This window comes from Methylocaldum sp. 14B, assembly GCF_002005105.1.
In the GTDB taxonomy this organism is placed as follows: Bacteria; Pseudomonadota; Gammaproteobacteria; order Methylococcales; family Methylococcaceae; genus Methylocaldum.
In genome coordinates this window covers 50774-77274 of record NZ_MSCV01000022.1, presented here as the reverse complement: position 1 = coordinate 77274, position 26501 = coordinate 50774, and the positions used below count along the sequence as shown (strand labels likewise).

Annotated in this window: 20 protein-coding genes; 2 read left to right on the top strand and 18 right to left on the bottom strand. The window is 55.8% G+C overall.

All coding sequences use genetic code 11. From position 1 onward, the window contains the following. Window positions 1–36: 36 nt before the first annotated feature. The 5 genes from B2A78_RS16190 to B2A78_RS16170 all read right to left on the bottom strand — a co-directional run bounded on the left by B2A78_RS16190 (window position 37) and on the right by B2A78_RS16170 (window position 7210). Window positions 37–2103 carry a DCC1-like thiol-disulfide oxidoreductase family protein gene (locus tag B2A78_RS16190; protein ID WP_240502564.1) on the bottom strand — a complete coding sequence of 689 codons (2067 nt, stop codon included), beginning with the start codon at window positions 2101–2103 and terminating at the stop codon, window positions 37–39. Window positions 2104–2172: 69 nt separating this feature from the next. After that, window positions 2173–2454, bottom strand: coding sequence for an acylphosphatase (locus tag B2A78_RS16185; RefSeq protein ID WP_077731044.1), 282 nt, complete (start codon window positions 2452–2454; stop codon window positions 2173–2175). Between the two features lie 18 nt (window positions 2455–2472). Further along, window positions 2473–4674 carry a bifunctional 23S rRNA (guanine(2069)-N(7))-methyltransferase RlmK/23S rRNA (guanine(2445)-N(2))-methyltransferase RlmL gene (gene rlmKL / locus B2A78_RS16180; protein ID WP_077731043.1) on the bottom strand — a complete coding sequence of 734 codons (2202 nt, stop codon included), beginning with the start codon at window positions 4672–4674 and terminating at the stop codon, window positions 2473–2475. Between the two features lie 92 nt (window positions 4675–4766). Further along, complete coding sequence (locus tag B2A78_RS16175) at window positions 4767–5399, bottom strand: hypothetical protein (RefSeq protein WP_077731042.1); 633 nt, start codon at window positions 5397–5399, stop codon at window positions 4767–4769. Then, window positions 5399–7210 carry an SbmA/BacA-like family transporter gene (locus tag B2A78_RS16170; RefSeq protein WP_077731041.1) on the bottom strand — a complete coding sequence of 604 codons (1812 nt, stop codon included), beginning with the start codon at window positions 7208–7210 and terminating at the stop codon, window positions 5399–5401. Before B2A78_RS16170 ends, B2A78_RS16175 begins: the two co-directional genes overlap by 1 nt. A gap of 511 nt (window positions 7211–7721) precedes the next feature. On the opposite strand from B2A78_RS16170, the gene B2A78_RS26125 reads away from it, so the two are divergent. Beyond that, complete coding sequence (locus tag B2A78_RS26125; RefSeq protein WP_156880886.1) at window positions 7722–7883, top strand: hypothetical protein; 162 nt, start codon at window positions 7722–7724, stop codon at window positions 7881–7883. 410 nt (window positions 7884–8293) lie between these two features. Here the strand turns inward: B2A78_RS26125 and B2A78_RS16165 are convergent, their stop codons facing one another. The 9 genes from B2A78_RS16165 to modA form a co-directional block, all read right to left on the bottom strand. After that, window positions 8294–9163 carry a L,D-transpeptidase family protein gene (locus tag B2A78_RS16165; RefSeq protein WP_077731040.1) on the bottom strand — a complete coding sequence of 290 codons (870 nt, stop codon included), beginning with the start codon at window positions 9161–9163 and terminating at the stop codon, window positions 8294–8296. Between the two features lie 237 nt (window positions 9164–9400). Continuing rightward, window positions 9401–10309, bottom strand: coding sequence for a cation diffusion facilitator family transporter (locus B2A78_RS16160; RefSeq protein ID WP_077731066.1), 909 nt, complete (start codon window positions 10307–10309; stop codon window positions 9401–9403). Window positions 10310–10588: 279 nt separating this feature from the next. Next, window positions 10589–11758, bottom strand: a complete 1170-nt coding sequence (gene hxlAB / locus B2A78_RS16155; protein ID WP_077731039.1) for a bifunctional 3-hexulose-6-phosphate synthase/6-phospho-3-hexuloisomerase — start codon at window positions 11756–11758, stop codon at window positions 10589–10591. Between the two features lie 194 nt (window positions 11759–11952). Next, window positions 11953–13338: a F0F1 ATP synthase subunit beta gene (gene atpD / locus B2A78_RS16150; RefSeq protein ID WP_077731038.1), complete on the bottom strand. Its 1386-nt coding sequence runs from the start codon at window positions 13336–13338 to the stop codon at window positions 11953–11955. A gap of 706 nt (window positions 13339–14044) precedes the next feature. Beyond that, a complete protein-coding gene (locus tag B2A78_RS25720; protein WP_143735195.1) occupies window positions 14045–14410 on the bottom strand; it encodes a hypothetical protein in 366 nt (121 codons plus the stop codon). A 402-nt stretch (window positions 14411–14812) separates the two neighbouring features. Continuing rightward, window positions 14813–15274, bottom strand: a complete 462-nt coding sequence (locus B2A78_RS16140) for an ABC transporter permease subunit (RefSeq protein WP_205780805.1) — start codon at window positions 15272–15274, stop codon at window positions 14813–14815. Window positions 15275–15409: 135 nt separating this feature from the next. Continuing rightward, window positions 15410–15823, bottom strand: coding sequence for a TOBE domain-containing protein (locus tag B2A78_RS16135; protein WP_077731037.1), 414 nt, complete (start codon window positions 15821–15823; stop codon window positions 15410–15412). A 26-nt stretch (window positions 15824–15849) separates the two neighbouring features. Continuing rightward, entirely contained in the window at window positions 15850–16704 is an 855-nt protein-coding gene (locus B2A78_RS16130; protein ID WP_077731036.1) for a sulfite exporter TauE/SafE family protein, read from the bottom strand. Beyond that, window positions 16701–17483: a molybdate ABC transporter substrate-binding protein gene (gene modA, locus B2A78_RS16125; RefSeq protein ID WP_077731064.1), complete on the bottom strand. Its 783-nt coding sequence runs from the start codon at window positions 17481–17483 to the stop codon at window positions 16701–16703. Before modA ends, B2A78_RS16130 begins: the two co-directional genes overlap by 4 nt. A gap of 605 nt (window positions 17484–18088) precedes the next feature. Here modA and B2A78_RS16120 point away from each other — a divergent pair. Then, the gene (locus tag B2A78_RS16120; RefSeq protein WP_077731035.1) at window positions 18089–19618 is read left to right on the top strand and encodes a diguanylate cyclase; all 1530 of its coding nucleotides are present in this window, start codon (window positions 18089–18091) and stop codon (window positions 19616–19618) included. Between the two features lie 96 nt (window positions 19619–19714). Here B2A78_RS16120 and B2A78_RS16115 read toward each other — a convergent pair whose 3' ends face one another. The 4 genes from B2A78_RS16115 to B2A78_RS16095 all read right to left on the bottom strand — a co-directional run bounded on the left by B2A78_RS16115 (window position 19715) and on the right by B2A78_RS16095 (window position 26049). Next, window positions 19715–21013 (bottom strand): citrate synthase, encoded by a 1299-nt coding sequence (locus B2A78_RS16115; RefSeq protein WP_077731034.1) that lies wholly within the window; start codon window positions 21011–21013, stop codon window positions 19715–19717. Window positions 21014–21435: 422 nt separating this feature from the next. Then, window positions 21436–23529, bottom strand: a complete 2094-nt coding sequence (locus B2A78_RS16110) for a TonB-dependent receptor (RefSeq protein WP_077731033.1) — start codon at window positions 23527–23529, stop codon at window positions 21436–21438. A gap of 95 nt (window positions 23530–23624) precedes the next feature. Beyond that, a complete protein-coding gene (locus B2A78_RS16105) occupies window positions 23625–24095 on the bottom strand; it encodes a transcriptional repressor (RefSeq protein WP_240502563.1) in 471 nt (156 codons plus the stop codon). 715 nt (window positions 24096–24810) lie between these two features. Next, window positions 24811–26049, bottom strand: coding sequence for a PhoPQ-activated protein PqaA family protein (locus B2A78_RS16095; protein ID WP_166642424.1), 1239 nt, complete (start codon window positions 26047–26049; stop codon window positions 24811–24813). Window positions 26050–26501: the final 452 nt, after the last annotated feature.

Sequence of the window (26501 nt, the reverse complement as noted above, 5' to 3'; positions counted from 1 at the left end):
ACCCGCCAACACCTAAAAAACTCAGGTATAAAAGCATTACAAGGTTTCTATATCGATGTTCGGAAGTTCGACGCGAAAATTTCCGCGTTGCCAAATAACTTTTCCGACATCGCGCCATGGCTGAGCGATATTCTTGTGGCGCAGATCATCTTCCCAGTCCATGGGAACGCGCACTTCCTTTAATTTGACGAGAAATTCGGCGTTCGACAAATCCAATCCCAGCTCAGTACCCCAAAATGCCGTAACCTTTTTCAGGAACTTGCTCAATCGCTCCTGGTGCATGTGAGAAGTCACTGCGACGTTCGCCCACATCGACTGCACTCGGCCCCAATTTGGCGCAACCAACCGCCCCTCCTCGTTCACGAAAGGCAACCATTGCTCCCGGCCGCTTTGGTCCTTGTAAGTCAGGGCCAGGATGTGATTGTAGCCGGCGAAATGATCGTGCATGTAAAGAGCATGGGGCGTTATTCCCAAAAAAGCATGGGAAAAATTGATGACCGAATTGCTGAGGTGATCCAGCAATCGGCCGGCGTTGCCGATATCGCAAGCCTCTCCGCAGCGGTACAAGATGCCGTAATGAATCGTGCTGTTCAGTTGCAGCATCAGGACCACAATCAGGAATTTCGCGATGCGTTGCGTTTGTTGTCCAGTCGTCGCCGCATAACGTTGATACCATTGCGCGAAAGGATGCTCCTCAATTGGTGGTGGCAGCGATTGAACCGCACACGCCTCATCGCACACGATGCGTTCTCGTCGGTCCGCTATTCGGCGATAACACCGGTTTCCCAAATGGTAAATGCCCGGCAATCTCATCAGCCAACCGACTGGGGCGGTATATCCCATGCCGACCAATATGCGGATATAAGTATCCAATCCCGAATACAAGCGCCGCTCACCGTCCAAAGCGTAAAGATCTTGTAATAGCTTATTTTCAGGAATCGAATCTAGTTCCCGATATTCCTTCGCATTAGTCTGCAAGCCCTTGAAGTCAACCGCCTTGAGAATATCGAAGTGCTGAATGACGATTACGGTGCGGTTGCACAACGGGCATTGTTGATCATAGAAAACGGTCAGCCCCGGTTGCTCGAATTGGAACGCCTTCTTCAGATTGCGCCACCACCTAAACGGGACCAGTAAAAAATAATGGACCAGCATCGCAAAACCGAAGGGGTAAATATTGAGCGAGAGCACAATTCCCGTGTGAAACAACGTCCCGGTGAGCAACAGAGGAACCCGAAAGAGGCGGAACCAAAACAGGAACAAGAAGGCGAATTGGAAGACGATTATCGTGTAACCGATAAACATTTCCAGAGCCTTTATGTTCAACAACGGCGTCATATCGATTGCCGACATGTAATAAGGCATGGTCGGCGGCAGCCAAGGTCCCATCCCGTTACGCCAGAAATCCGCTGAAAGTTTATGGATACCCGAATCCAGATAGAGTAATCCTAAGGAAATGGCAAGTGGAATATAGTAGGCAAGAACCGTTACTTTGTCTTGCGGCTCATACCGGTTATTCAATGTCGAGTGTCTTAATTTACGACGCAGATTATCCAGGGATAATGCTCGCTCGGTAGGCAGGAACATCAGAAGAAAGCTGGAGCCCGTCATCAACTGATCGAATCCGCCGTCGAAGTCCTGCCACATGGGGGTGAAAACGACGAATGTCACCCAGAATACATAATTAGCTACTGCGGCCCTTCGAGTGTGATACCCCACGACAAGACATGCCGCGACGCAAATCCACGCAAGGAGAAAAAAATGCAGTATGGGAGATGCTCTATCAAAAAATGGTACCGGATCAAAAATTAAATGCCGGAAATAAAATAGGAAAACAATTTCCTGGAGTATTACCAATGAAAAGCCAATTCGGAAAGCACCAAGGCCGGTGGCAGGAACTTGCTTGGCAAGCCCCTGCTCGACCAATGATTTCAGTTTTCGGTACATTGCTTGAATAATTAGGCGTGAGGGGAGCGCTATGAGCGGAATTCGAAATGAAAAACGATTCGGCGTCGCGTTACTTGCGTGTGGCACGATGACGCGAATTGTAACTCTTTGCTGACGGAATGAGCGAAGTTTTAATGCTCGGAAAGCCAAAGCCACGCGTGCCTCAGGTCTCTGGGGGAACTCGTCCGCAAAGTCAGGAGGAACGTCCAGGCCGCCTTTGGCGTGCTAAAAGTGCCTGCGTACCTCGAATGTAGTGAATTCCTCAACCGGGATTTCTTCGATCACTTCCAGTGAATCGACTTTAGCGCGCGGAGGGCCGCTCGCGCACCAATCCAAGAATTCCGCGATACGTTCCGAGGCGCCCTCCGCCAAGATTTCGACCCGGCCGTCCGGAAGATTTTGTACCCAACCTCTTAATCCCAAGACCGAGGCGCGCTCACAGGTAGCCGCGCGGAAGAACACCCCCTGAACCACCCCCCCTACAAAAACATGAACCCGCCTCGTCATCGTTACACCTCGAAACACTCAGCGACTGATTATCCAGCAATGATGAATTTTCGGATTGCGCTCGAAATCCTTCGGGATCGTTTTGCGGGTGACGTCCTCTAAGCTGATCCCCGCCAGCGCCTCGGAATCAAGCTTGAATTTTCGACAATTGGTCGAAAAAACCAATGCTCCGCCCGGCGCCAAGAGATTCATGCATTTTTTTACCAGCATCGGGTGATCCCGCTGCACGTCCCAGGTTTGCCGCATTCTTTTCGACGTCGAGAAGGTGGGTGGGTCCAGAAAGATCAAGTCGAAGCGCCGCTTATCCCGCGATGCCTGATCGATCCATTCGAGACAATCCGCGTGAATGAGCTCGTGGCGGCTGCCACCGATCCCGTTAAGCTCTAGATTGCGTGCCGCCCAGTCCAAATAAGTGCGGGACATGTCAACTGTGGTCGTCGATGCCGCTCCGCCTTTTGCCGCGTACACCGAAGCGGTTCCGGTATAGGCGAACAGATTCAGGAATCGCTTATCCGCCGACCGCTCCTGAATCATCCGGCGCGTAATGCGATGATCCAGAAATAGACCGGTGTCGAGGTAATCCTCGAAATTGACCCAAAATTTCCATCCGCCCTCCTCTACCACGTGAAACCGACCGGCTTCGGCCTGTTTTTCGTACTGAGCGAAACCCTTCTGTTTTCGACGAATTTTAAGAAAAAGCTGTTCGGGCGGGATTTCAAGTACTTTTGGAATTGCGGCCACGGCATGAGTCAGCCGCATTTCGGCCTTGGCGGGATCGATACTTGAAGGAGCTTCGTATTCCTGCACATGGACCCAAGTCTGATCGCCTTCATACACATCCACGGCAACGGCGTATTCCGGCAAGTCGGCATCATACAGTCGATAACAGTGGATTCCGTTTTGCCGCGCCCAGCGCCCAAGGTTTTTGAGATTCTTTCGCAAACGGTTGGCGAACATTTCCGTTCCGCTGTCCGCTGTCTCCACAGCTTTGGCTTTTCGAAAGATTTCGCGGGTTTTACGCTGCGCCTCGGTTAGCGGCTCGGGTTCGCGCGGGGTGAAGAAGCGCTCTGGTTCGACATCGAGATTGAAAAGTCTGCATTCGAGAGCCCCGTTGTACAGCGTGTAATAGCGTGTCGCCCTTATGCCCAGTTTGAAGGCCAGGTCCGGATTACCGGTCAGTAGAGTCGCCTTCCAGCCGACGAAATGATTTTTCAGCGTCTCTCCCAGTTGGATATACAGAGGGACCAGCGTCTTCTCGTCGCCCAATCGTTCGCCATAAGGAGGATTAACGGCAACCAGACCGAACGCATGGCGGGGGCGAGCGTCGCCCATGGCTTTGCGCTCCACATGGACGTAACCCGTGAGCCCCGCATGTTCGATGTTTGCCAGGGCGATTCGGACGGCTTGCCGGTCGATGTCGTAGCCGACAATCGGTGGAAGTTTTCGCAACCCCGCCTCGCAGCGCCGTTCCGCCTCGATCACCAGGTTCTGCCAGAGCGCGCTGTTATGTTGCTTCGAGCCGAACAGGCCGAAATGAGGCCGCAGCAGCCCCGGCGCAAAATCGCTTGCCATAAGCGCCGCTTCGATCGGCAAGGTGCCCGAGCCGCACATGGGATCGACGAAATGTCCCCCGCTCTCGGCGATCCTAGGCCAGCCGGCGCGCAGCAGAATGGCCGCCGCCAGGTTTTCCTTGAGCGGCGCACGGCCGCCTTCCTGTCGATAGGCGCGCTTGTGGAGACTCTCGCCGGAAAGATCGATGCTAACGGTCGCGATATCGCGATCCAGATAAACGTTCACCCGGAGATCGGGGCGATCGAGACGCACCGACGGGCGAACGCCGTGATGCTCGCGGAAGTAATCGACGATCCCGTCCTTGACCTTTTGAGCGCCGAACAGCGTATGGGTGATCTTCGACCGGCTGGAGGCGAAATCCACGGCGAAGGTCGCCTGCGAGTCCAGATGAGCGCTCCACTCGATTCGCCGGATGCCCTCGTAGAGTGCCTCCGGGCTTGCGGCAGGGAAACGCTCCAGCGGGAGCAAGATCCTGTTGGCCAGCCGGGACCACAAACACGCTTTATACGCCGTTTCGAGGTCACCGCCGAAAGCCACCCCTGCGCGGGTTTCGGCAACCTCCACCGCACCTAATGCTCTTAACTCGTCTGCCAAAAGAAGCTCCATACCGAGAGGAGCGGTCGCAAAGAAACGCTGAAAACAATTCATTGACTGGCTAATAAAAAAATCGATTGCGCGATGATTGGACAAGATAGGGACCGTTCAGCATCGGAAGGCATGGCTTCGCTTCTTGCAGTCTCTCAGTCGCTTGCTAACGACCGTTCAAGAGATGTTTGACAGGTCGATAATTGCCGACGGTAACGCGTCGCAGTCGCCGCGACACGCTGGGCAACTCGCAGCAGCCAGGGTTTGGATAGATACGTCTTACGCCGGAATCCGCCGTGGCCCTCATGATATGCCAAATATTGGTTATAGGCGTCGAACTTCGCGATTCCAAGGCGCGTAAAACTTTGATGCGCATACCAGCCGATAAAATCGACCACGTCCCCGAACTCGTCCCGATCTGCTCCACCGTTGCCCGTTTTCGTCCGATACCATTCCCAGGTGTCGTCTTTGACCTGGCCGTAGCCGAAAGCTGACGATGACCGCCACAACGGCAGAACACCCAAAAATTGGTAACGGGGCGGACGCGCGTCCTCGACAAAACTCGATTCCTGATTGATGATCGCCATCTGGACCGGTACGGGTATGCCCCACCGCCGCTGCGCATTTCGGGCGTCAACGTACCAATCTTCTTTTTCGAGAAAAATCGAGCACAGATTCGAAGGGTTTTTCGGCGGGGCGGTTGCACAACCGACCATTACTGCCGCAAGCAGACAGCAAAAGGCCAATTTTACCGGAAACCTTGCGCTTCCGGCATTTCTGCAGCCCATCAGACGGCGGACCGTTCCGTATAGGTTTCTTGCTCGGGTTGAAGTGCTTTCCATGTCCATTCACCATTAGCGGCAAATTCCAAAACCGCATCATAATATTCGAGTCCGTCGTGCAATCCGCCGAGATTGACATAGGCAATGCGGTTAGCATTAAGCATGTCCAGAACCGTGGCAACTTGCTCCGTGCTCAAAGCAGTGTCAATACGGTCCAAGAATGCAAATTTGGGCGCGGCAATCACCAGACGGCTTACGGCTACCAGCTGTTGTTCGGCTAGAGATAGAAGGCTGTCCCAATCGTGTTCCGTATCCAGCCCCCCGGCCCGCGCAAGCATGGGCTCCAGGTCGAGTGCGCTCAGAACGGCCCGGATACGCGCTTCATCGATCACGAATTCCTGGCCGGTCCGGAGCAGCAGTTCACGAAGCGTTCCCGGAGGAAGATAAGGGCGCTCGGGAAGAAACATGATCTGATCGAGTTCCGGACGAATGATCCGCCCCTCGCCTTTTTCCCAAAGACCTGCGGTAGCCTTGAATAGCGCTACTCTCGCGGTGTCGTCTTCTCCATAAACCAGAAGACGTGTTCCGGAAGGAACCGAAACGGACAAATTCTTGACGATGACGTGACCATCCTCGGGAGCTCGCAGCGTCAAATGCTCGTACGCAAGCAGTCCATCGTTTTCGCACACTTCGATGGCGGCTGGAGCGACCGGCGTCTTGACGCAGATAGGACACTCGGAGGTGCGACGGTGATGGGCGCAGACTTCGCCCGTTGGAACCGGCGTTGCCTGTGCTTGCTCGATCGCCTCTGCTAGCGATCCCAAGCGAGCGATGACTGCGGCGAACGAAGAAATGGATTGGAAATTGGTTACGATCAGCGAAAATGCCCCCAAGAGATGTGCAAAGGCCATGGCCGCTTGAGTAATCACGCCGAACTCGACTTCGCCGCGAATATAAAGAGGCGCCACGATCAAGGCGGGGATAATCTGGATGAGATAATTGTACCCCGTAGTAAAGAATCCCAAATTTCTTTGTACGTCGATGATTTTTCGGAAATTGGCCGTCAATTCGTCGAGATGGCGCAGGACTCTACCTCTAGCTCGACCTTCGCGGCGCAACAGTGCTATCGATTCGGCGTTTTCCCGGACATGAATGAGGTCCGCGCGGAAGTTAGCCTCTTTGTCGAGCTGGTTATAGTTCAATCCAACGAGTGAATAGCCTAAGCGAATGGTCAAAAAGGATCCGACCAAGGCATAAACGACCGCTACGCCGAAGAGCAACGGACTGATCGACCACATCACCCCCGAGAAAGCGACAACGGTAAAAGCGCCGTTCAGAAACATCAGCGTGAAGGACAGCGTAGTAACCGTGAATGCCCGCACGTCGTCGGCGATCCGCTGGTCCGGATTGGCGATTTCCCCGTTTGCTATCAGACGGTCATTGAGCCGGTAATAGGTGGGATGTTCGAGATAGATATTGACGAAGCGCCGGGTCAACCAATCCCGCCAGAGCAAACCCAGACGCTCTTCGATGAAGCGGTAATAAACCGCGACCAAGGTAGATGCCGCCAAAACGCCGATATAGATGGAAGCCTGCCACAGAAAACCTTCTCGGTTGCGTTCTGCGATAGCCGTCATGAAATCGCGACCTACGTAGCTGTTCAGGACATTTAGACCGTTGATCGCAAACAGAAACATGATCAAGCCGACAAACAACATTACGGCCCTGCGGCCCACTTCGGAAGACACGAAGCTCTTGATGCCGCGAACGAAACGAAGCCACGTCAATCGGTTAATCTGTGAAAATTCTGCACTCATAATTAATCGTCTTTGTATTATTCGCCGCAGCATGTTCCCCCGGCGCGTTGTTCCGATAAACGCGAACACAGTCGCCGGTACCGGAATTCAATTCGGTTCGGGCGCACACTGACCGACTGAATATAGTAACGTCGTTATGCTTTTTTGGTCGCAGTGTGACTCAAGTCCCGTATCACCCGCAAGGTGCCGGACCCCGCGACGGCAAGATACCGATGGCCTTAAGTGTGGTCATCTCCAGCCAAAATTGCCACTATCGAAGCGAGTTCTACAAAAAAGCTCTCCGTAATTTCGCGTATCGGCTAACATTCATAACGAAAGGGTGCGATCGATACGCTTCAGTTGAAAAGTACAGCCGCCTAGTCTGCAATATTGCGTCGGCGGTTCTTGGCACAAATCATGTGTATTTCGAAAGGCCGGTCGAAGCGTTATGCTTGAGAGCAATCCCTTACCACCGACGAATTATAGAAATCAAACTCCTGGGTGAGTGGGTGTGAATTCGGAGGAAGATGTCATGTCGACCACAGTCATCGAGCGCGAATTGAGCGAACAAACATTCTCCGCATTATGGAAATATGTGAAATGCATCCTGCGAATGCACGTGGCGGGGATAGTCGACGAAGCGGAAGCGAGCGGCCGCACGCAGAGTTCCGAAGGTACCGAGCACGCCTCCTGACATCAGGGCTCGAGGCGTAATCGGCCAAGCTTGCACATACCGTGCTGCTAGGCTGAATCCTTCAGCCGGCTCGGAGCAACCGAGCGGGTGGGATAGATTCCACGAATTAAAGGCGGCAGTTTCGTCGCGCGCAAACAATTTGCGCTGATGCTTCCGGAAAGCTACGCCTTCAGCTTTGCCGTCCGCGCCGCCCCATCACCAACGAATTCAAGCTGATCGGCCCGACCACACTATTGGGTGGTTTCATTTGGATCGCTACAACTTTCCGCCCGATTGGCGGCTTGTGCGGATCAAGAACAGTCGAGCCGAATTCGCCTGAGGCTCCTTGGGCAGCGGCACTACCTCGCGCGGGAGAAAACCATTTGATCTTGAGCTAGTCCCGCACCGATCGGAGGATCGGTAAAGAGCAACTACCGAAGCGGCGCACGCGCCGGATAAAATGGCCGGTTGTTCGAAACCCTGACCTCGTCGGAGAAAACTTCCATCTCCGCGGCTATCGTCCGGTACAGATCGGGCGTCCAGGAAGGTAGCCCGTAACCATCGGGATCGAGCGGCAACACGCGTGGGTCTCGCGGGGCGATGATCACTTTGACGTTTTCTTCTCCGACCTGTGCCGTGAGCACGAACAGTTCCTCTATCACTTTGTCCCCCATGGCAAGACAACCCGCGGATACGCTGTCGCCGTGGATGAAAATGTCCGATCCCGGATCGAAACGGCCCTCGCGCTGAGCATGGAACCAGTCGAACTCGTTCGGATAGTTCAATTTCATCGACAGGTGATAATTGCTATTCGGATTTAGTCCGACAATGCGGTATATCCCCTCAGGAACCTGTTTGTCACCCTGTCGCAGCTTGGGGCCGGTCACGCCGCTGGCGGCCTTGATGTCATAGCCGCGGATAAAACGGAACTCTCCCTCGTCTTTGGCCCAAAGTTCTAGCTTCTTTTCCTGTTTCAGTGCAATAAACGTGACTTTCCTAGGCGGATAGGAGACACCGGCCTTGCTGAAATACGGCTTAAGCTCTTGCTCGGCATACGGGCCGAATTGGTAAAGCACATCCTGGATAGTCCGGTGTCTGGGCTCAAGAATATGCGGCGAAAGCATCGGAGATTGGTTAACAGTCGACATGGGCGATTGGCGCGCTACTGACTGATGTTTCTTAACCACCTTGAGGACTTGCTTGCCACTCGTTCGTGTGTGCTTTTTAGTGCTCCCTGTACAGGCAGTCAAAAAGGCAGCCGCCACCATCAGCAACAGGATAGTCTCGAATTTCGATTTCATATGCAGGTCCCTCAAAAAGAATCGCGCCTCCGTGGCTGCACGGCTGTCAATCGAGCGAACGTCGCTTGCCAGCCCATACTTCTTCGACAACGAAAATTCAATCCAAGTAGCGACTTACACTTTGTACCGAAAACCATATATTTACCGTTCTGTCCAAATTCTTCTTCAAGAGGCTTCTTGATTCCGGTTCGGCCCGAACGCGAATTGCCTCGTCGGCATTACGGCACACAGATCCGGTCAATCGGCCGCGTCGGGTTCGAAAAACACCCATTTCACTTGGGGAAAAGCCGTTTTCAGACCAGCCTCGCAGCGATTGATATCGGCGATCATTTCGTTCATTTCGGCCACTCGACGCATCTTCGCCTTCACCGCCACCATTACGTCGCTGCCGAGTTGCAGAGTGATCAGATTGAAAATCTGCGCGACTTCCTCGCACTTGTCCAGATGATTATGTATGGCTTGCTTGATCTCGGGCTCAACGCTTTGGCCGATCAACAACTCGGAGACTTCCGCACCGATGCCCACGGCAACCAATACCAACAACCCACCGATTGCGATACTGCCTGCGGCGTCGTAAACCGGATCGCCGGTCGCCATGGCGAGCCCGACAGCGATCAGAGCGAACACCAATCCCGCCAAGGCCGCTACGTCCTCGCCCAAAACCACGATCAGTTCGCTCTGACGCGTGTCGCGGAACCAGCGCCAAAGTCCTCGGTTACCCCTGGCCTTGTTAACTTCCCGCAGGCATCCGTAAAGCGAGACACTTTCCATGGCAATGCTGAACACCAGAATCCCGACCGCCAGCCACGGCGACTCCAGCCCTTCGTGCGCCTCCAGCTTGTGTATGCCTTCGTAAATCGAAAACAATCCACCCATACTGAAAAGAATCAGCGCGACGATGAACGACCAGAAATAAATCGCTTTGCCGTGTCCCAAAGGAAAATCCGGCGAAGGCGGACGCTTCGCCCGCTTGAGGCCGAGGATCAGCAAGCCCTGGTTGCCGCAATCGGCGAAGGAATGAATTGCTTCCGCCAGCATCGAATTGGAACCAGTATGCATGGCGGCGAACAGCTTGGCTACGGCAATGGCCGCGTTTGCGCCCAGGGCGAAAAAAATGGATTTCAGCGAATCGGCTTGATGGGACATGACTCCTCGTGGCGTCGTTCTTTTTCGTATCGAAGGAGTGAAAAGAATAGCATTTGCGCAGCAGCCCAATCTGGGCCGGAAAGCCTGCGGCAAATCGGCATATTCGCCGACAGCCGCGTGATTCAGGCGGAACACCTGCGGCCAATCGGCGAACAATCTCTTGTCGAATAAAAACTTACTCGCCGGATGTGTCAGTGCGTTTTCAACGAAAACACGCCCGCTTCCGATCCGACGCAGCGAGCAGGGGCGCTGGAGTTCCCAATCTTCCCTCCTCGGGTGTTATTCCAAATTTGCGTGCCTGGTGCGCATCTGCTCTTCGGGAATCTTCTTGGCATGTATGATGTGGGATACGGTCGCTTCCAACAAGAGCAGCGTGGACAGTTCGAATGTCGTTCCCATCGGCATGCCGACCACTTTGCGATACTGCTCCGCACTGCCGATCCGGAATACGACGTCCGCTAAATCGCCGATCGACGAACTGTCTTTCGTCGTAATCAAGGCGATGTTGGCTCCCATTTCCTTGGCGCGTTTGGTATACGCCATCATCGTCTCGGTTTCTCCGGAGCCGGAAATGACGATGAACAAATCACCCTTTCGAATGCTCGGCGTGACGACCTCGCCGACGATGTAAGCGTCATAACCGCCGTGCATCAAGCGCATGCCAAAGAACTTCGCAACCAATCCGGAACGCCCTGCGCCCGCGATAAAGACTCGGGACGCCCTGTCCAGCATCGTAGTCAGTCTTGCTTCGTAGTTGGAATCCGTAGACCCGAGCACGCCCGCAAGCTTCGACATGATGAACTTATGATGCTTGCCTTCGACCAGTTCGCGGATCTCCCGCGCGGCATCGGCGGGCGAGGACGCGCCATAGATAGCGGCGCCGACGACGATGATGTCCGCGCCCGTTTTCGCGACTTGGCGAGCCGTCGATTGGTTTATTCCTCCCGCGACGGATATCCTGACCGGCAAGCCTAATTTGGCGATCGCTTGCAAGTCCGCGAACGGCGTTTGCCCAGCGGCCTGCGCATCGAGACCCGTGTGCACGCCGATGATGTGGGCGCCCAGCTTGGCCGCTTCCCGCGCGCATGCCAGCTTATCCGGCACATTGATGAGATCGACTTGAACTTCTGCATTATGGGCGTTGGCCGCCTTGATCACGCCTGCGATGGTGGGAAGACCGGACACGCCGAGAACCGTGCAGATATCCGCGCCGGCCGTATAGAAAGGCGCAGCCTCATACTCGCCGGCATCCATCGTTTTGAGATCGACGAGAATCAGCTTGTTCGGAAACCGTTTCTTCAGCTCGGTAACCAGACCGATCCCGTTATGTTTGATGCACGGCGTTCCGATTTCGAAGATATCGACATAGGGCGCCGTAAGACTGGCCAGCCTTAGGGTTTGATCGACGTCTAAGGAGTCCAATGCCAATTGTATTAATGGTTTTGCCATGAATATGTGCTCCGACTGCTTATCGTTGGTTATCGTGTATGCCGCACGGGCCAGCGACCGGTAAGGCCAACGGAATCTCGTTCGCCGGCCGATTCCCCCCGTCGTTGGACTGCCTATGCTAGCAGAGTGCGGATCGTCGGCAAGATGTCCGGTACAGGACGACTCCCATGCGCTCGCGATGATCGACCTAGCGGTTACAACTGCATTGCTCCGCGCATATAGCAGCGATCCTCCGGTAAATCGTCATAGTCGCCGCGCAGAAAGGCTTCGCAGTCGGCCAGAGTTCGCTCCAAGGGAACGGAAATCCCCTGAATGCCGGTATGTTCGGCAACCGTGTGGAACGGCTGGCTGAGGTATCTCTGAAGCCTGCGGGCTCGCAGAACCATGAGCCTGTCCTTTTCGGAAAGCTCCTCGATACCCAGCATCGTGATGATGTCCTCCAGCTCCTGATAACGGGCCAGATGCTCTCTCACGGCCTCGGCGACGGCGTAGTGGCGATTCCCCAGAAAATAGCGGTCCATCATCTTGCTGCCGGACAAGAGCGGATCGACCGCCGGATAAATTCCTTTGGCCGCCTGAGCGCGCGACAGGATCACGCGGGTGTCCAGGTGGCCCAGGATGGCATTTACCGCCGGGTCGGTCATATCGTCGGCCGGAACATAAATCGCCTGAACCGATGTAATACCGCCCCGATGGGTCGACACGATTCGGTCCTGAAGTTCCGCAACCTCGCTCGCTAGGGTGGGCTGGTAACCCACCGTGGCCGGCATCCGTCCGAGCAATCCCGAAACCTCGCTTCCTGCCTGCACGAAACGGAAGGCGTTATCCATGAGAAACAAAACTTCTTTACCCAAAGAGTCGCGTAGATATTCCGCATAGGTCAGCGCCGTCAGGCCGACCCGGAACCGTACGCCGGGGGATTCGTCCATTTGTCCGAACACCAGGACCGCGTTACCCATGACACCGGTATTGCGCATTTCATGCCAAAGCTCGTGCCCCTCGCGAATGCGTTCCCCTACCCCGGCAAACACGGAAACCCCCTGATGCAACGCGACGATGGCGTGCATGAATTCCATGATCAATACCGTCTTGCCGACGCCTGCACCGCCGAACAACCCCGTCTTGCCGCCTCGCACGAACGGGCATAAAAGGTCGATCACCTTGATGCCGGTCTCCAGGATACGGCTGGCCGGAACAGCTTCGTGCAGCGCGGCGGGAGGCGCCAAAACCTCTCGAAACTCGGCGTCCGGCAACGGTCCGCCGCCATCCAGCGGAGCGCCGAAGACATTCAAGAGCCGTCCCAGGCATTCCGGCGAGACCGGCACCCGCAAGGCGCCCTCGCTGTCGTAAACCGGCATGCCGCGCTTCAAGCCTGCTGTCCGATGCAAGGTGATCGCCCTAAGCCGAGTCGGATCGAGATGCTGATGAACCTCGAATATATAACGCTCGTCGTCTATCGCAGCATACAAAGACCGATGCAAAGGCGGCAAGGACCGGCAGGCGATATCGACCACAGGACCATAGACCTCGACGATATGGCCGATGGGTAAAGGGGTAACTTGTGTTTCCTGAGTGCTCATTGCAAGTTCTGCGACCAAGTTCTAGAGGATCGGCCTGTCGGGCCGACCCTTAGAGCATTTTCATACCGACTGTACGGGCACTCGCGAGTAGGTCGGGAATTCCTCCCAATCGCAAACGGCGTCTTCGGGAAGGGCGTGGCCGGCGCTCCCGGCCAGGCCGTTTGCGATTGGAGCGCCGAAGCCCCCCTTCCCGACACCACGTCCCGGCCGAGCGTCTTCGTCGGAAGGGTCGCGACTAAAGCGACCGTTTGCGATTGGCAAAGGATTGCCGACTTACGAATGCTTGAATCAATTCACCCGAGCCGAAGGCGCCAACGACTTCCGCCAAGCCTGGTTTGCCGTACGAGCGAGATGAAAACGCTCTAGCATCAAAACCTAAGAATGCCCGATTCGATCCCTACCCGTCGAGCGAATATCTGCCCCGAGCCCGCCTATCTTTCCCTCATTCGAGTTACCCCGGCCGAGCGTCCCGGATCGTGCGGCTTGCCGCGATCGCCTACCGCGTCCAAAGTAAGATCCAAAGATTGGAGGAAGCCTCTATCGAAGCTCCTCGTTTTCGGCGTAAAAGCTCGTGCGGCAACGAATTACCGTGGCGCTCAGCTCATCGGGAAATTTGAGGGCAAGTTACCCCGTCCTCAGCCGGTAGACCGTAAAGGCTTTGTTTGAGACTTTCGTGCGGATTTTCGACCGGATGGCCGTGGCATCCTCAAACGCCGTAGTAGATTCTTTCGACCAAGGTCTTGAACCAGCAAGGCCGTATGAGGACGACGTACAAACCGATCGAGCCCGCCACCGGAACCGGAGCGATATCCAGCACCAGCAGGATAAAAAGGCACAGGAAGGATTTGATTCTGGCCTTCCTTGCTTCCGAACCGTGTCCGTGTTGCCCCGGTGCGCAGTCCATCGACCCGCAGGCCGTGCCCCGATAAAGATTTTCGACGACCTGATAAAACCGTTCGGGCCTTCTGACAACGATGAACAAGCCGATCAAACACGTCAATGACAACGGCCCAAAACCGATGATCGCAAGCACGGTCAGAAACAGGAAACTTTTTATCTGCGTACTGTTCATCGCGACTCAAGCACATACCGCCGAAACGGGCCTTTCAACTTAAGGATTACGCCCCCATACCGGACCGGAGCTTGCCGAAAACCTCCCTTGAAATACGACCATGTTCCGCGCAGCCCAGTTCGAGCGGAGCGGGCAGTCGCCAGATAACTCTTCGGCTGTCATTTGGATTCGGCGATATCCGACGACGGAACAGTTCCTTTATCCTCGCTCGGAGCCGGATTCGAAGGGTGACGCCACTTTCACGACCAGCGGATTGAACGCCCCACCTCGACCTCGAACGCTAGGTCGAGAGTCATGACGCCTTCCGCGGTGTGCAGGCTTTTTCGTATAGAGAGTTCCAGTGTCACAGACTTCTCGGGCCGCGTTTGTTGAGAAAAAACACGGCGAGCAGTATGGAGAAGCTCAGGGCGAACAGAACGCATAAAAATTGGCGGCAGCATAGTTGAGCGATTCCACCTCATCGTAAATGGCTATGGAAGCCACTCGGGTCACGCCCGGAATACTTCCGCCCATCATGAGCACCACGCCGAACTCGCCGATGGTATGGGCAAAACTGATGACGACCCCGCTCAGCAAGGCAGGCTTGATGTTGGGCAGCAGAATCCGAAGGAGGGTTGTCCGGCGCGATAGGCCGAGCGTGTAAGCCGCTTCGGTGAGACTGCGCGGCAACTGCTGGAATCCGGATTGAATGGGATGCACCATGAACGGCAGACTGAACAGCACGGATGCCACTACCAGCCCTTCGAAACCGAACACCAGGCGCAGTCCGAAGGTTTCGTCCAGAAAACGGCCGAACGCGTTCCCGGGACTGAAGGCCAGAAGCAAATAGAAGCCCAGCACAGATGGCGGCAATACCAAAGGCATGGCAATCGAGCTTCCGCCGCCGCCTTCAGGCGAAATCGGCCATAGGCCAGCCAGTAGCCCTATGGAATGCCGAGCACGACCAGAATCGTCGTGGTGACTGAGGCGAGCTTCAGGGTCAGGATCGGGGGCTGCCAGTCATACGTCATTGGCGCTTTCCCCCAGCATGACTTCGTTGGCCTTGATCAAGGCCTCGACCCGATCGCCGACGGCCAATTCCAGCCGCTCGGCGGCCCGGCGGGTGACGATGGAAACCAGGCGGTGACCTCCGCAATCCAGCTTGACCTCGGCCAGAAGTTCGCCCTTGAGCATTTCGACCACTTCGGCCTGGAGACGGTTGCGCAGGCTAAGGCGTCCGCTCAGCGCCTTGCCCAGCGAAACTTCCGTTTCCTTGAACAAGACCGACACGGCATTCCCCGCTCGCAGATAGGGCGCGGTTTCCGCCGTTTCCACCAACATTGCGGTCAAAGTATTTTCCTCAACTGCGACATCAACCAGCGAAATATCCCCTTCGCTGGCGACGGCAAGAATGATTCCCGGCAATCGGTTCACGGCCGATCTCCCCCTCCCCCCACGATTCAAAGACTTCGGCTGCGTTCGAAACCGTGGCGCCAAATCTTGACCGCCGACAAAACCAGGACCAGCGCCAGAAGCGGCAGCAATACCGTACTGGGAATCATGCCTAGCAATCGGCCCCCGAGGAACGCTCCTATCACCGAGCCCACCGCCATTATCCCAACGAAACGACGGTTTCGTCCCAGCACTGCGAAGCTCCCGTCCCGGCTATAGCGGCTAAATCCCGCGAGCATGGTGGGCAGACTCACTGCCAGGGAGAGGCTGCCGGCCAGCTTGATATCGGCCCCGAACAGCAGCACCAGTGTGGGTATCAAAAGCTCCCCTCCCGCCACACCCAAGAGCGATGCCGTGACGCCAATGCCGAAACCCGCCGCGACACCCGCGACGGTCAACGCGATGCCCTGGAATGGCACACGGTCCTGGCTGCTCGCATCATGGCCGAACAGCAAGACCAAGGCGATGACCATCAGCAGCACGGCAATGATTCGATAAAGCGTTTCGCCTTTGAGCCGAATCGCCCAGCCCGCTCCTATCCATGCACCCACCACGGTGCCCATTAGAAGATTCACGATCACGGTCCAATGCGCAGCCACGATAGCGAACGGCACGGTGTCGGTGCGGAACGGCAAAGCCGAGGCCACTACCGTCAAGCTGACAAGCTTGTTGACGATTACCGCCTCCAGAGCTGCGAATTGAAACGTCCCAATCAACAGGGGCAATCGAAATTCCGCGCCGCCCAGCCCGATCAAACCGCCCAGGGTTCCGATCAGCGCTCCGCCGCCAAAGGCGGCTACGCCGTGCCGCGCCGCCACAGGCGCCGCTGGCCCGAATGATACCGGATTAACGTGCCGACTCATGGCGAGGAGCCCGATGCACCCGGCAGCACAAAACCGTAGCGGCGGAATATCGTTCTGCCGGCTTCGCCAGAGACGAAATCGGCAAAGGCTTTGGCCGATGAATTGTCCTCGGCCCGTTTCAGGATGACGTAACCCTGATCCAGAGGCGAATGCAGATTCTCCGGAATCAAGGAATATCCGCCCTTAGGCTTGAGCATGGGACTCTCGGCCAGGGACAGGGCGATGATACCGACCTCGGCGGCGCCGGTCTCGGCTAACTGGGCGGTCTGCGCCACATTCTCGCCGAACACGAGTTTCTTTTCGACTTTCGGCCACAGACCGGCCTTTTTCAACGCCTCCTCCGCACGCGTGCCATAGGGGGCGTGTTTGGGATTTGCAATGGCGATCTTCGTAATGTCGGGCTTGGCTAGATCGCTCAATTTCATGTCGGCCGCGTTCATCTTGGCGCTCCACAAAACGATGCGTCCCCGAGCGTACAGCCGCACCTCGGAAGCCGCCAGCCCCTGCTCCTTCAATTGCTGTGGGAACTTGACGTCGGCGGAGAAGAACAGATCGAATGGCGCTGCCTGTACGATCTGCTCGTAGAACCTGCCGGAAGATCCGGTCACGAGGTCCAGCGTTGCCTCCGGATGCTCCTTCCTGAAAGCCCTAGCGATCTCCTCCATCGCGAACTTGAGATCGGCCGCCGCCGCGATGGTCAGCCTGGAAGGCTCTGCCGCCCAGGCGGAATACCCGAACATCAGCAGAATGACCGAAAACACCGAAACCAAACGCTTCATCAATTCGTGCTCCGCTTTTTTCATTAAAACGCGTCTAAAACGCATCGGAATCGCATTCGATAGGGAAAAGATTTTGGCGATATGCTCGGAAAAGCATATCGAACTCAATTGTGCAAACCCTGCACCGCTCATGATCCGATCGCCAGGCCAATGTAAATACGGACGCGCATCGATGGGATAGACGGATCATTCGTGGAGCGTTCTGAGTCCGTATGAAAACCGTAGATGATGTGACACAGGCATTGGCGTTCGACCGCGAAACCTATTAATCAGGCCCGTAAATACCCTCCTGGTCTTTCGGGCCGCCGCCCAGGCCGGTACACGCTTAGGCCTGGGCTCACGCGGCTTATCGCCGCACCGGGGCATCCCTGCCCCGGATTAACCCGGCCTATATTTATAGGCCGGGTTAATAAAGCGGATTGGTTCTTGTTACCGGTATGGAACAGTACTTATTACCGAATGCCGCAACTTAGTCTAGAGTTTTGCACCACAAAAAGGGATAGACACTGAATATCCGAGATTGCAGGCTAACCCTTCACCGCCACTGGATCTGGCCGCGGAACGAACCGTTTCCCATGCCTACAGGACTGTAACGAGTTATCACAATGAATGCCCTTAACATCACACCGATTATCCGCCTCGTGCTTATCGACGGCGACCCCGATTGCCGCCAAGTCTGTCGACAGGCGCTCGAGCAGCATTCGATCTATCGATTCGAGGTCATCGAAGCCGGTACCGGCCGTCTGGGGCTGAAATTGATTCGGGCCGAGAGGCCCGACTGCATCGTGGTCGACCGGCGATTGCCGGATTTCGACATAAACGAGCTGCTCGCCGACATGGCCGTGGATATGGGCGAATTATCCACGCCGGTGATCATGATGACTTCCGATGACGGAGCTGCGGCGACAACGGACATGTGCAAGAACGGCGTCTCGGATTATGTTGCGAAAACCGGTGAACTCGAATTCGTACGGCGATTGCCGGACCTGATTGCCCGCAACGTAAACCAGACTCGACTTTTGCGCGAAAAGGAGGAAGCCCTGGAGCAGTTACGGAAAGCCGAAGCCAAATACCGCGCTCTAGTGGAACAAATCCCCGCGATTACCTATATCGCTTCGCTCGAGGCTCCGGGAAAGCTATTGTACGTAAGCCCGCAGACCGAACAGTTCGGATACGCCCCGGAAACCTGGCTGGACGACCCTCTCGGCATCGGGCTGATCAAGTGGGTCCATCCCGACGACCGGGAAATGGTCATCGAGCAGTTTGCAGGAACCTATGAGCATCATGCGCCGCTCCGTTGCGAATACCGGGTGATCACACAAGACGGCAAGGCGCGCTGGGTTTTGGACCAAGCCAGTGTCGTTCACGACGACGCCGGCCGGCCGCTGTTCCTGCAGGGCACGCTCGTCGACATCAGCAAGGACAAGGACGTCGAACAGCAACTGGCGTACTATCGCCAGCGCCTGGGTGAATTGGACGCTCAGCGCTCGGAGCCCTGGAAAAAACAAGCCGACCTGCTCAAGGTTGCCAATGCAAGCGTCGACAAGGCTTTGTACGACCGCATCGAATTCGAGCAGTGCTTGGAAAATCTCTTGGCGGCTCCCTGCGAGAACCGATCCGACTATGTACTTTGCTATATCGATCTCGATCGCTTCAAGATCGTCAATGAGACCTACGGATGCGCTGCTGGAGATCAATTGCTGCAATCAGTCGGGCAGGCTCTGGAAAGACGATTGCGGCAGAGCGATATTCTCGGGAGTCTCGGCGAGGACAAGTTCGGTCTGTTGCTGGAGAACTGTCCGATCGAGCGGGCATGGATCGTGGCGAACAATCTTCGGGACGCCGTCAGGAGCTGCCGATTGTCGTGGGCAGGAAAGGATTTGTGGGTAAGCGTCAGCATCGGGATTACGGCTTTGACGGCCGCAAGCGGCGATGCGTCTTCAGTGCTCCGGAGCGCTGACAACGCGTGCCGCATCGCCAAGCAAAAAGGCCGTGATCGCACCTACATTTTTGACGGCCAGGGTACCGACTATCTGAACGAGCCGCTTACCGCAAAGTATCAGGCGAGAGGCAGGAGAACAAACTGGCCGGCGATCGTCGATTCCAACGCGGTGCCGCTAAGAAAGAAGGCCTGAACGGCACGGCGTAACCGACAAGCGAAGCCGGAGCCATGCGGCTCCGGCTTTTCGTTGGCGAAGCTCTGAATACGGATCTATTCGATGCGAAACAGGCTAGCCCCGTTCTTTCAACGCCACATAATCGCGCGTGACCGGGCCGGTATAAAGCTGTCTCGGACGGCCGATACGCTGTTCGGGGTCGGCCATCATCTCCATCCAGTGGGCCATCCAACCGGCGGTACGCGCTACCGCAAACATTGCGGTAAACATGCTCATCGGAATCTTCAAAGCGCGGTAAATGATGCCGGAATAAAAATCGACGTTGGGATATAGCTTGCGTTCGATGAAATAGTCATCCTTCAACGCGATCTCTTCCAATCGAAGGGCAAGATCGAACAGCGGATCTTTGGTATCGGCCAGCTTTTCCAGTACTTCGTAACAGGTCTCGCGGATAATCGTCGCGCGCGGGTCGAAGTTCTTGTACACGCGGTGACCAAATCCCATGAGGCGGAACGGATCGTTCTTATCCTTGGCGCGGGCGATGTATTGGGGTATGTGCTTCGCATCCCCGATTTCCTGAAGCATCTTGATGACCGCCTCGTTTGCGCCGCCGTGTGCCGGACCCCACAGTGCCGCAATTCCCGCGGCGATACAGGCGAAAGGATTGGCCCCCGAACTCCCGGCCAAGCGCACCGTCGAGGTGCTCGCGTTCTGTTCATGGTCGGCATGCAACACCAGCAGCAAGTCCAAAGCCCGCTCGGCGACCGGATCGACCTCATAGACCTGAGTCGGCATGGCAAACATCATATGCAGAAGATTGCCCGTATAGCTCAGGGAATTATCGGGATAGATTTGCGGCTGTCCCATGGTGTATTTGTATGCCGCCGCGGCTATGGTCGGCATCTTGGCAACCAGGCGGAGCGCCGCCAGTTCCCGCGATCTCGGATCGTGGATATCCAAGTAATCGTGGTAGAACGCCGAAAGCGATCCCACTACCCCCACTAAAACCGCCATCGGATGGGCGTCATGATGAAACCCCTGGTAAAAGAGCCTCAGGGATTCGTTGATCATGGTGTGGTGCACGACCTCATGGGTAAACTGCCTTAATTGGCTTTCATTCGGCAACTCGCCATACCACAACAGATAAGTGACCTCCAGAAAGTTGCTGCGGGCCGCCAACTGTTCGATGGGGTATCCGCGATACAGCAGAATTCCTTGTTCGCCGTCGATAAAGGTTATTCCACTCGCACAGCTCGCCGTCATCGCAAAACCGGGATCTACGGTAAAACAACCGACCTCGGAATAGAGCTTGGAAATATCTAGGACGGACGGCCCCATCGTTCCCCTGATCACCGGCAAAGACGTAAGACGTCTGCCTTCAGGATCGGTCAAATTGATGTATTCGTTGGTCATAGTGGTTTCCGTTTGGATTTGATCTGACTAGAAATAGCGGCTTTCCATAGACCTAGACTCCAGTTTACTCCCGCGCAGCATACGGCCAAAGGAGAGTCTCAACGAACATAATTAGTGTTCGAGTGTCGACCGGCTATTCGATATGCGTTTTTTGACCGCTTGTCGGTTCATAAGCCGGCATCAGACGACGAACGACAAAGCCCACGATGCAGGTACAAATTTGTCTTATTTGATTGCGACCATCCTGAGTAAGTTCGCCGGCAACCGACACTCTGGGACGTGCTTCTGCATTCCAGGCTCTCGCCGCGGCGTGGAGTTGGCGGGATGGAAAGTTGTCGGCTTAAAGTGTGCCGAGGGGCGCTGAAAATGTTTGCCGATCGGCATTCATTCCGATTTCGTGAATTTCGGGGCGATTCCGAGCATCAGAAATTGACGCGTATCCCGAATTCTCCGGCGCGGCCAGGCTCCGGTGCGATATTGCGGAGGTAAGACGTGGAGTTGCGAATGGTTTCATTGAGCAGGTTCTTGCCTCTTATGAATACCATGAGCTCGGCATAGTCGGCGACCGCCAGTCGGTACTCGGCGCCGACATTGAACAACAAATAGCCGTCCGTTTTCGTTTCATTCTCACCCGGATTGTTCTGCGCCTCGGCATTCATCAGCCGGGCGAAGGCGGTGAGTTTTTCGAAGCCGTAATCCAGCTGAAAACCGTATCGGAGCGGCGGCATGCGCGGGACATCGCCGCCATGATCGAAGCGGCCGCGCACGTAGTCTGAAAACAAAGTGAGATCCAGCTTCCCGAACGCTTGGTCGAACACCGGAAACTTCAGGCTCGCCTCGAAACCCTTGAACGTGGCGTCCAACTGCGTACTTTCCAGCACCGGAATACACGCGTCTTCCTCGGAGCACACGGTTTCGAATTCCTCGGTTTCCCGGTTGAAAACCGTGCCGGGGCTACGCTGAAAGATGTAATCGTTGACCCAATTGTGAAACAAATTGACTTCGGCGCTGACCCAACCGGGGTTATAGCGGAAACCGAGGTCGAGATTGTAGGAGGTCTCTTCCGAAAGCGCCGGATTGCCGAGCTCGAAACTCCTGGTCGCGGCGTGGAAACCGTTCGAGAAAAGCTCCTGGACCTGGGGCGCCCGCTGGGAGCGGGTTACCGCGAAGGTCACAGCCGCATCGTCGCGAACGTTCCACACGGCCGAGCCCGAGGCGCTGACCGGCGTGTGCGAAACGCTCTTCAAGCTATCGGGGGTAATAGTCTGATCTTCGACGCGCAACCCCAACTCGAACAGGACGTTGCGCCAATGCATGTCCTCCACGGCGAAAAAACCGTAGGAGGAAATATCCGATTTCGGCACTACCGCCTCTTCGCCAACGGCGGAGAATTCGCTGTCCTGAACCTGCACGCCGACTACTCCGTGCCAGGAACCGACGTTCTTGTGAACCAGCTCTATCCGCCCTTCCACCGCCTCGTTGCTGAACACGGTGCCCGTGGCGCCGTTCTCCCGCTCGACATGGCGGTAATCGGTGTAACCGAGGCGCATTTTGAGCGTCTCGACGAAAGGCGCGGGATCGTAGAGCTCGCTCTTGAAATCGTAGCGGGACTGCTCCATATCGACCCGAATTCTATCCTGCCCCTCCGCTTCTTCGTCACCGTGCTCATGTCCATGGTTATGCGCGCCGGGCGGAATGCCGTAATCGTTTTCCAGTCGGTTGACGGAGAATCCGAAAAAGCCCGGGTCCCCGATGAACGAGAAGCCTACCGTGCCGCCCCGTGCCCTCGCGTCCGTGTTGGCGATATATCCTTTCGTATTGGCGATGGCTTCCTCATGGCCTTCCTCGCCGTGCGAGGCCGCTTCCGCCTGTTCATCGATGGCGAACCCCGGAATCTCGACATTGTTCCGATCGCGATAGAAACCATCCAGGTGCAGGGCGAAGATGCCCTGCCCCGCGTCCAAGCGCAAAACACTCGTAGTTTCGTCGGATACGGTGTTGTAGCGCTGTTCCGCCGCGCCGGTAACGACCTTCTCCGGCAGCCGATCGGGAATTCGGTTGTCGATGACATTGACCAAACCACCGATGGCTCCGCTGCCGTACAAGAGAGTTTGAGGCCCCCGCAGCACCTCGATACGCTCAGCGAGAATCGGCTCGACGGCATTGGCATGATCCGGACTCAGGGTAGACACGTCCTGAATTCCAAGGCTGTCTTGCATGACTCGCACGCGCGGACCGCTTTGCCCGCGGATGACCGGTTGGCCGACGCCGGCGCCGAAAGACGAGCTGGTCACCCCGAGTTCCTGATTCAAGGTTTCGCCGAGGGTATTGCCAACTTTCCGAGACAGCTCATCACCCTTCAAGGCATTGAAGGGACGTGCCATTTCCTCGGCCAGTTTATGCACCGGCGCGGTGATCAATACGGGCTCCAATTCTTTTACGGATTCCTCTTCGGCTGCCACGGACGAAGCAAAAGATGCGGCTGAAGCCATCAGCAGGACGACTCGCTTGTTCATGTTTCTTATAAGGTCCTATCGAGCTAATGTTATAGCGTTACATATACGTTACGAATTCGAGCGAGTCGACAGCTCTCGGCCCGATACGCTTTGGCTCAGGCGTCAGCCGCGTCCTGCGCGCAATGGGCGCACAAGCCGTGAATTTCGATAGCTTTCCGGTGGAGAATAAATCCCGCCTGCTCCACTTCACTCGCGACCGCTGCCATTACCTCGGCTCCCGGTCGCTCCTCGACATTCCCGCAATGTTCGCAAATCAGCAACAGCTGCTCGTGCCTCCGCTCAGAACAGTTGCAACCGATAAACGCATTGAGGCTTTCCACACGGTGGATCAGGCTCTGCTCCATCAGAAACTCCAAGGCCCGGTAAACCGTCGCCGGCTTTGCGGCTTGCTCGAACGGTTTGATTTTGTCGAGCAGGTCGTAAGCCTTGACCGCGCGATGACTTTCCCAGATGAGTTCGAGCACCTTGCGGCGGATCGGCGTCAGCCGAACTTCGCGCTGGGCGCACAGCTGCTCCGCCACGCGGAGCGCTCGGTCGACACAGCCGCGGTGATCATGGGTGGGCATCGTGTACACTTTTTGACTAGGCGGAGTCCTGACATTCATTGCTTGGACCTCAAGCGCTGCGTTTTTATGTTACTTTATAACATCTCTACAGTGGCGACAAGCCAAATGTCTTGGAACGAGGTCGATCCTGTATTCGAGCGGAGTGCGTTCTCCGCGAGATAACGATCAAGCCGATCCAGACCATTACTCGAGGGCAGGCACCAAGCGATTCTACCTGCCCGGCAAAGGCGGCAATCTCGGCAGCGGAGGCGCCGGCAAATCAGAAAGGCGAGGCAGCTCCGGTAGCCGTGGCAAGCCCGGTCGCTCTATCGGAACATACCGATGCCTGTCGTCGTAATAGTGGTGGTGATGCTCGTGGACATGAACAGTTTTGTGGTGGCGGTGCTTATGATGTTTATGTTTGTGGGCATGTTTTCCCGAAGCCACGGAAGATCCGCTAAACACGATAAGCAATACGGCCAGGATCGGCTTCAACATCAAAATGCGCATGGATTGGAACTCCCCCCTTGATTGCAAAACGCCGCGTATTTTATGCAAAGGCAAGGCCAGGATTCCCGCCTATCGTGATAGCGGATCCAACTCGCTCAATTCCAATACAGTAGTCATCAATAAATTGGAGCCAAAAGAGCAATCTCGCTCCTGGACGTCGGGATCTGACGACAATTTCTCGCTCCGACATGACACCCGATACGCTGAGCTGCCATCCGAAACCGTTTTATTCGATGCGGGCAAGATCGGGAAGAACCCGGACTTCGGTCGATAGTTGATAAGGGTGGCCGCTCGGAGAGCGCAACTCCACTTCGACCAGATACGCACGATATTTGTCACAGGGCGCACGCACGAGAATGGCGGCGCCATTCCGCTCCGGATTGAGCGCCAGGCTACGACTCGACCAAGCATCGTTACGAAAGTCGCGATCCGAGGACTCGGCGGTCCAAAGACGTATCGCGGTCGGTTTCGCGTTGGTCTTGACCTGTATCATCTCGGTATCATCCCCCCGTTGCGTATGCGTCCATGCCAGCCTGGGCAGCGGATGATTGTCGGCGACCATTTCAAAAAAGCTTGCAAGCGTCTGCCTGGCTTCCAGAGTACTACCCGCACCGTGACCCGCATTCGGCGCCTGGAACAGCAGTTTGGGCTCGGGCAGGTCATGCCAGTAATGACGCAGCGAGTCGACTGTCCAATAAGGATCGTTAGTCCCTAGCAACAGCAACTTCGGCATTCTGTAACGTTCGCGATAAGCGTAGGGGTCCACCCACACGCGCAACCGCTGCAGAGGACTGTCGTCCAGGGCCCGATGCAGCCCCAGATCGGTGTAATCGTGGATATACTCGCTTTGCCGGCCATAGACTTTCTCGGTCCATTGCAGTTGCGTCTTGATGTTCAACATGTCGAACACCATGGGCGCGATGGCTTTGACCCGCCCATCGACGGCTGCCGTCAACCAGGCCGTCCAACCTCGTTTGGAGGCACCGGCGACCAGAAACTTCTCGATGCCGACACTCAATGTCCGCCCCACAAACTCCTGAACCGCATCCATGCCCCGCACCGCGCTTTTCACCATAGGGAAAAGCAACGGCCAGGTCTTGTCGTTCGTTTCCGCATACCGATCGAACGTATAAGCGACAAGCGCATCTTCGCTACGCCCATACAATGGTTGATTGGGAACGCCGGTAATCGCAGCCGCAATGGCTCCGGCTCGTTCCGCCACCGTCTTCAACAGATCGATGCTGGCGGCACCATCGTGGGTTATCAGAAGAAAGGCAGTCTTGGGATTACGCAGCTCGAGCGGCCGGACGATCACAAGACCGTGGCTCCACGTTTCGCCACGCCACTTCTGGGATATCAACTCCAAACGGATCAGCGTTCCCCACGGTTCTTGGGCTTCCGACTCATACCGCCAATGGTACGCGGTGTCCGGCGCATTAACATAGTCTTCGAGCGCTCCCGCCATTCCTCCTCCACTCCACAAAGGCGCTAGCAACATCAAACCAAGAACGAAACCACCCCGGCCAAAGAAATGGTGACTCGAGATACGAAGGTTCCTCAACCTCATGATCGATCACAATGCGTTTAGGCAATCGACCTATAGACCGACAAGCGAAGTATTTTCCGAGGTCAATCCAACGCAACGTCCTTTAGATCCGAACGAGCCCTTGGCTGCCCCGCCATAGCCAAGACAACTCTTTGTATTATCACATTTTTCTTTAATTCTTGAGGGAACTTTCGCCGCCGGATTTTGTTTAATGTTACATGGAAAACCGGTTATTTATTCACAGCATCTAAAGAGCATAACTTTGCCTAAATCAAGCCGGAATCAAGTCTTAGCCTTCGGTCCTGACCTATTGTCTTGCGCCAGGCTCAACGTCGCTTCCCGCTAAATCTCGGCCGCAAATTGTCACTGTA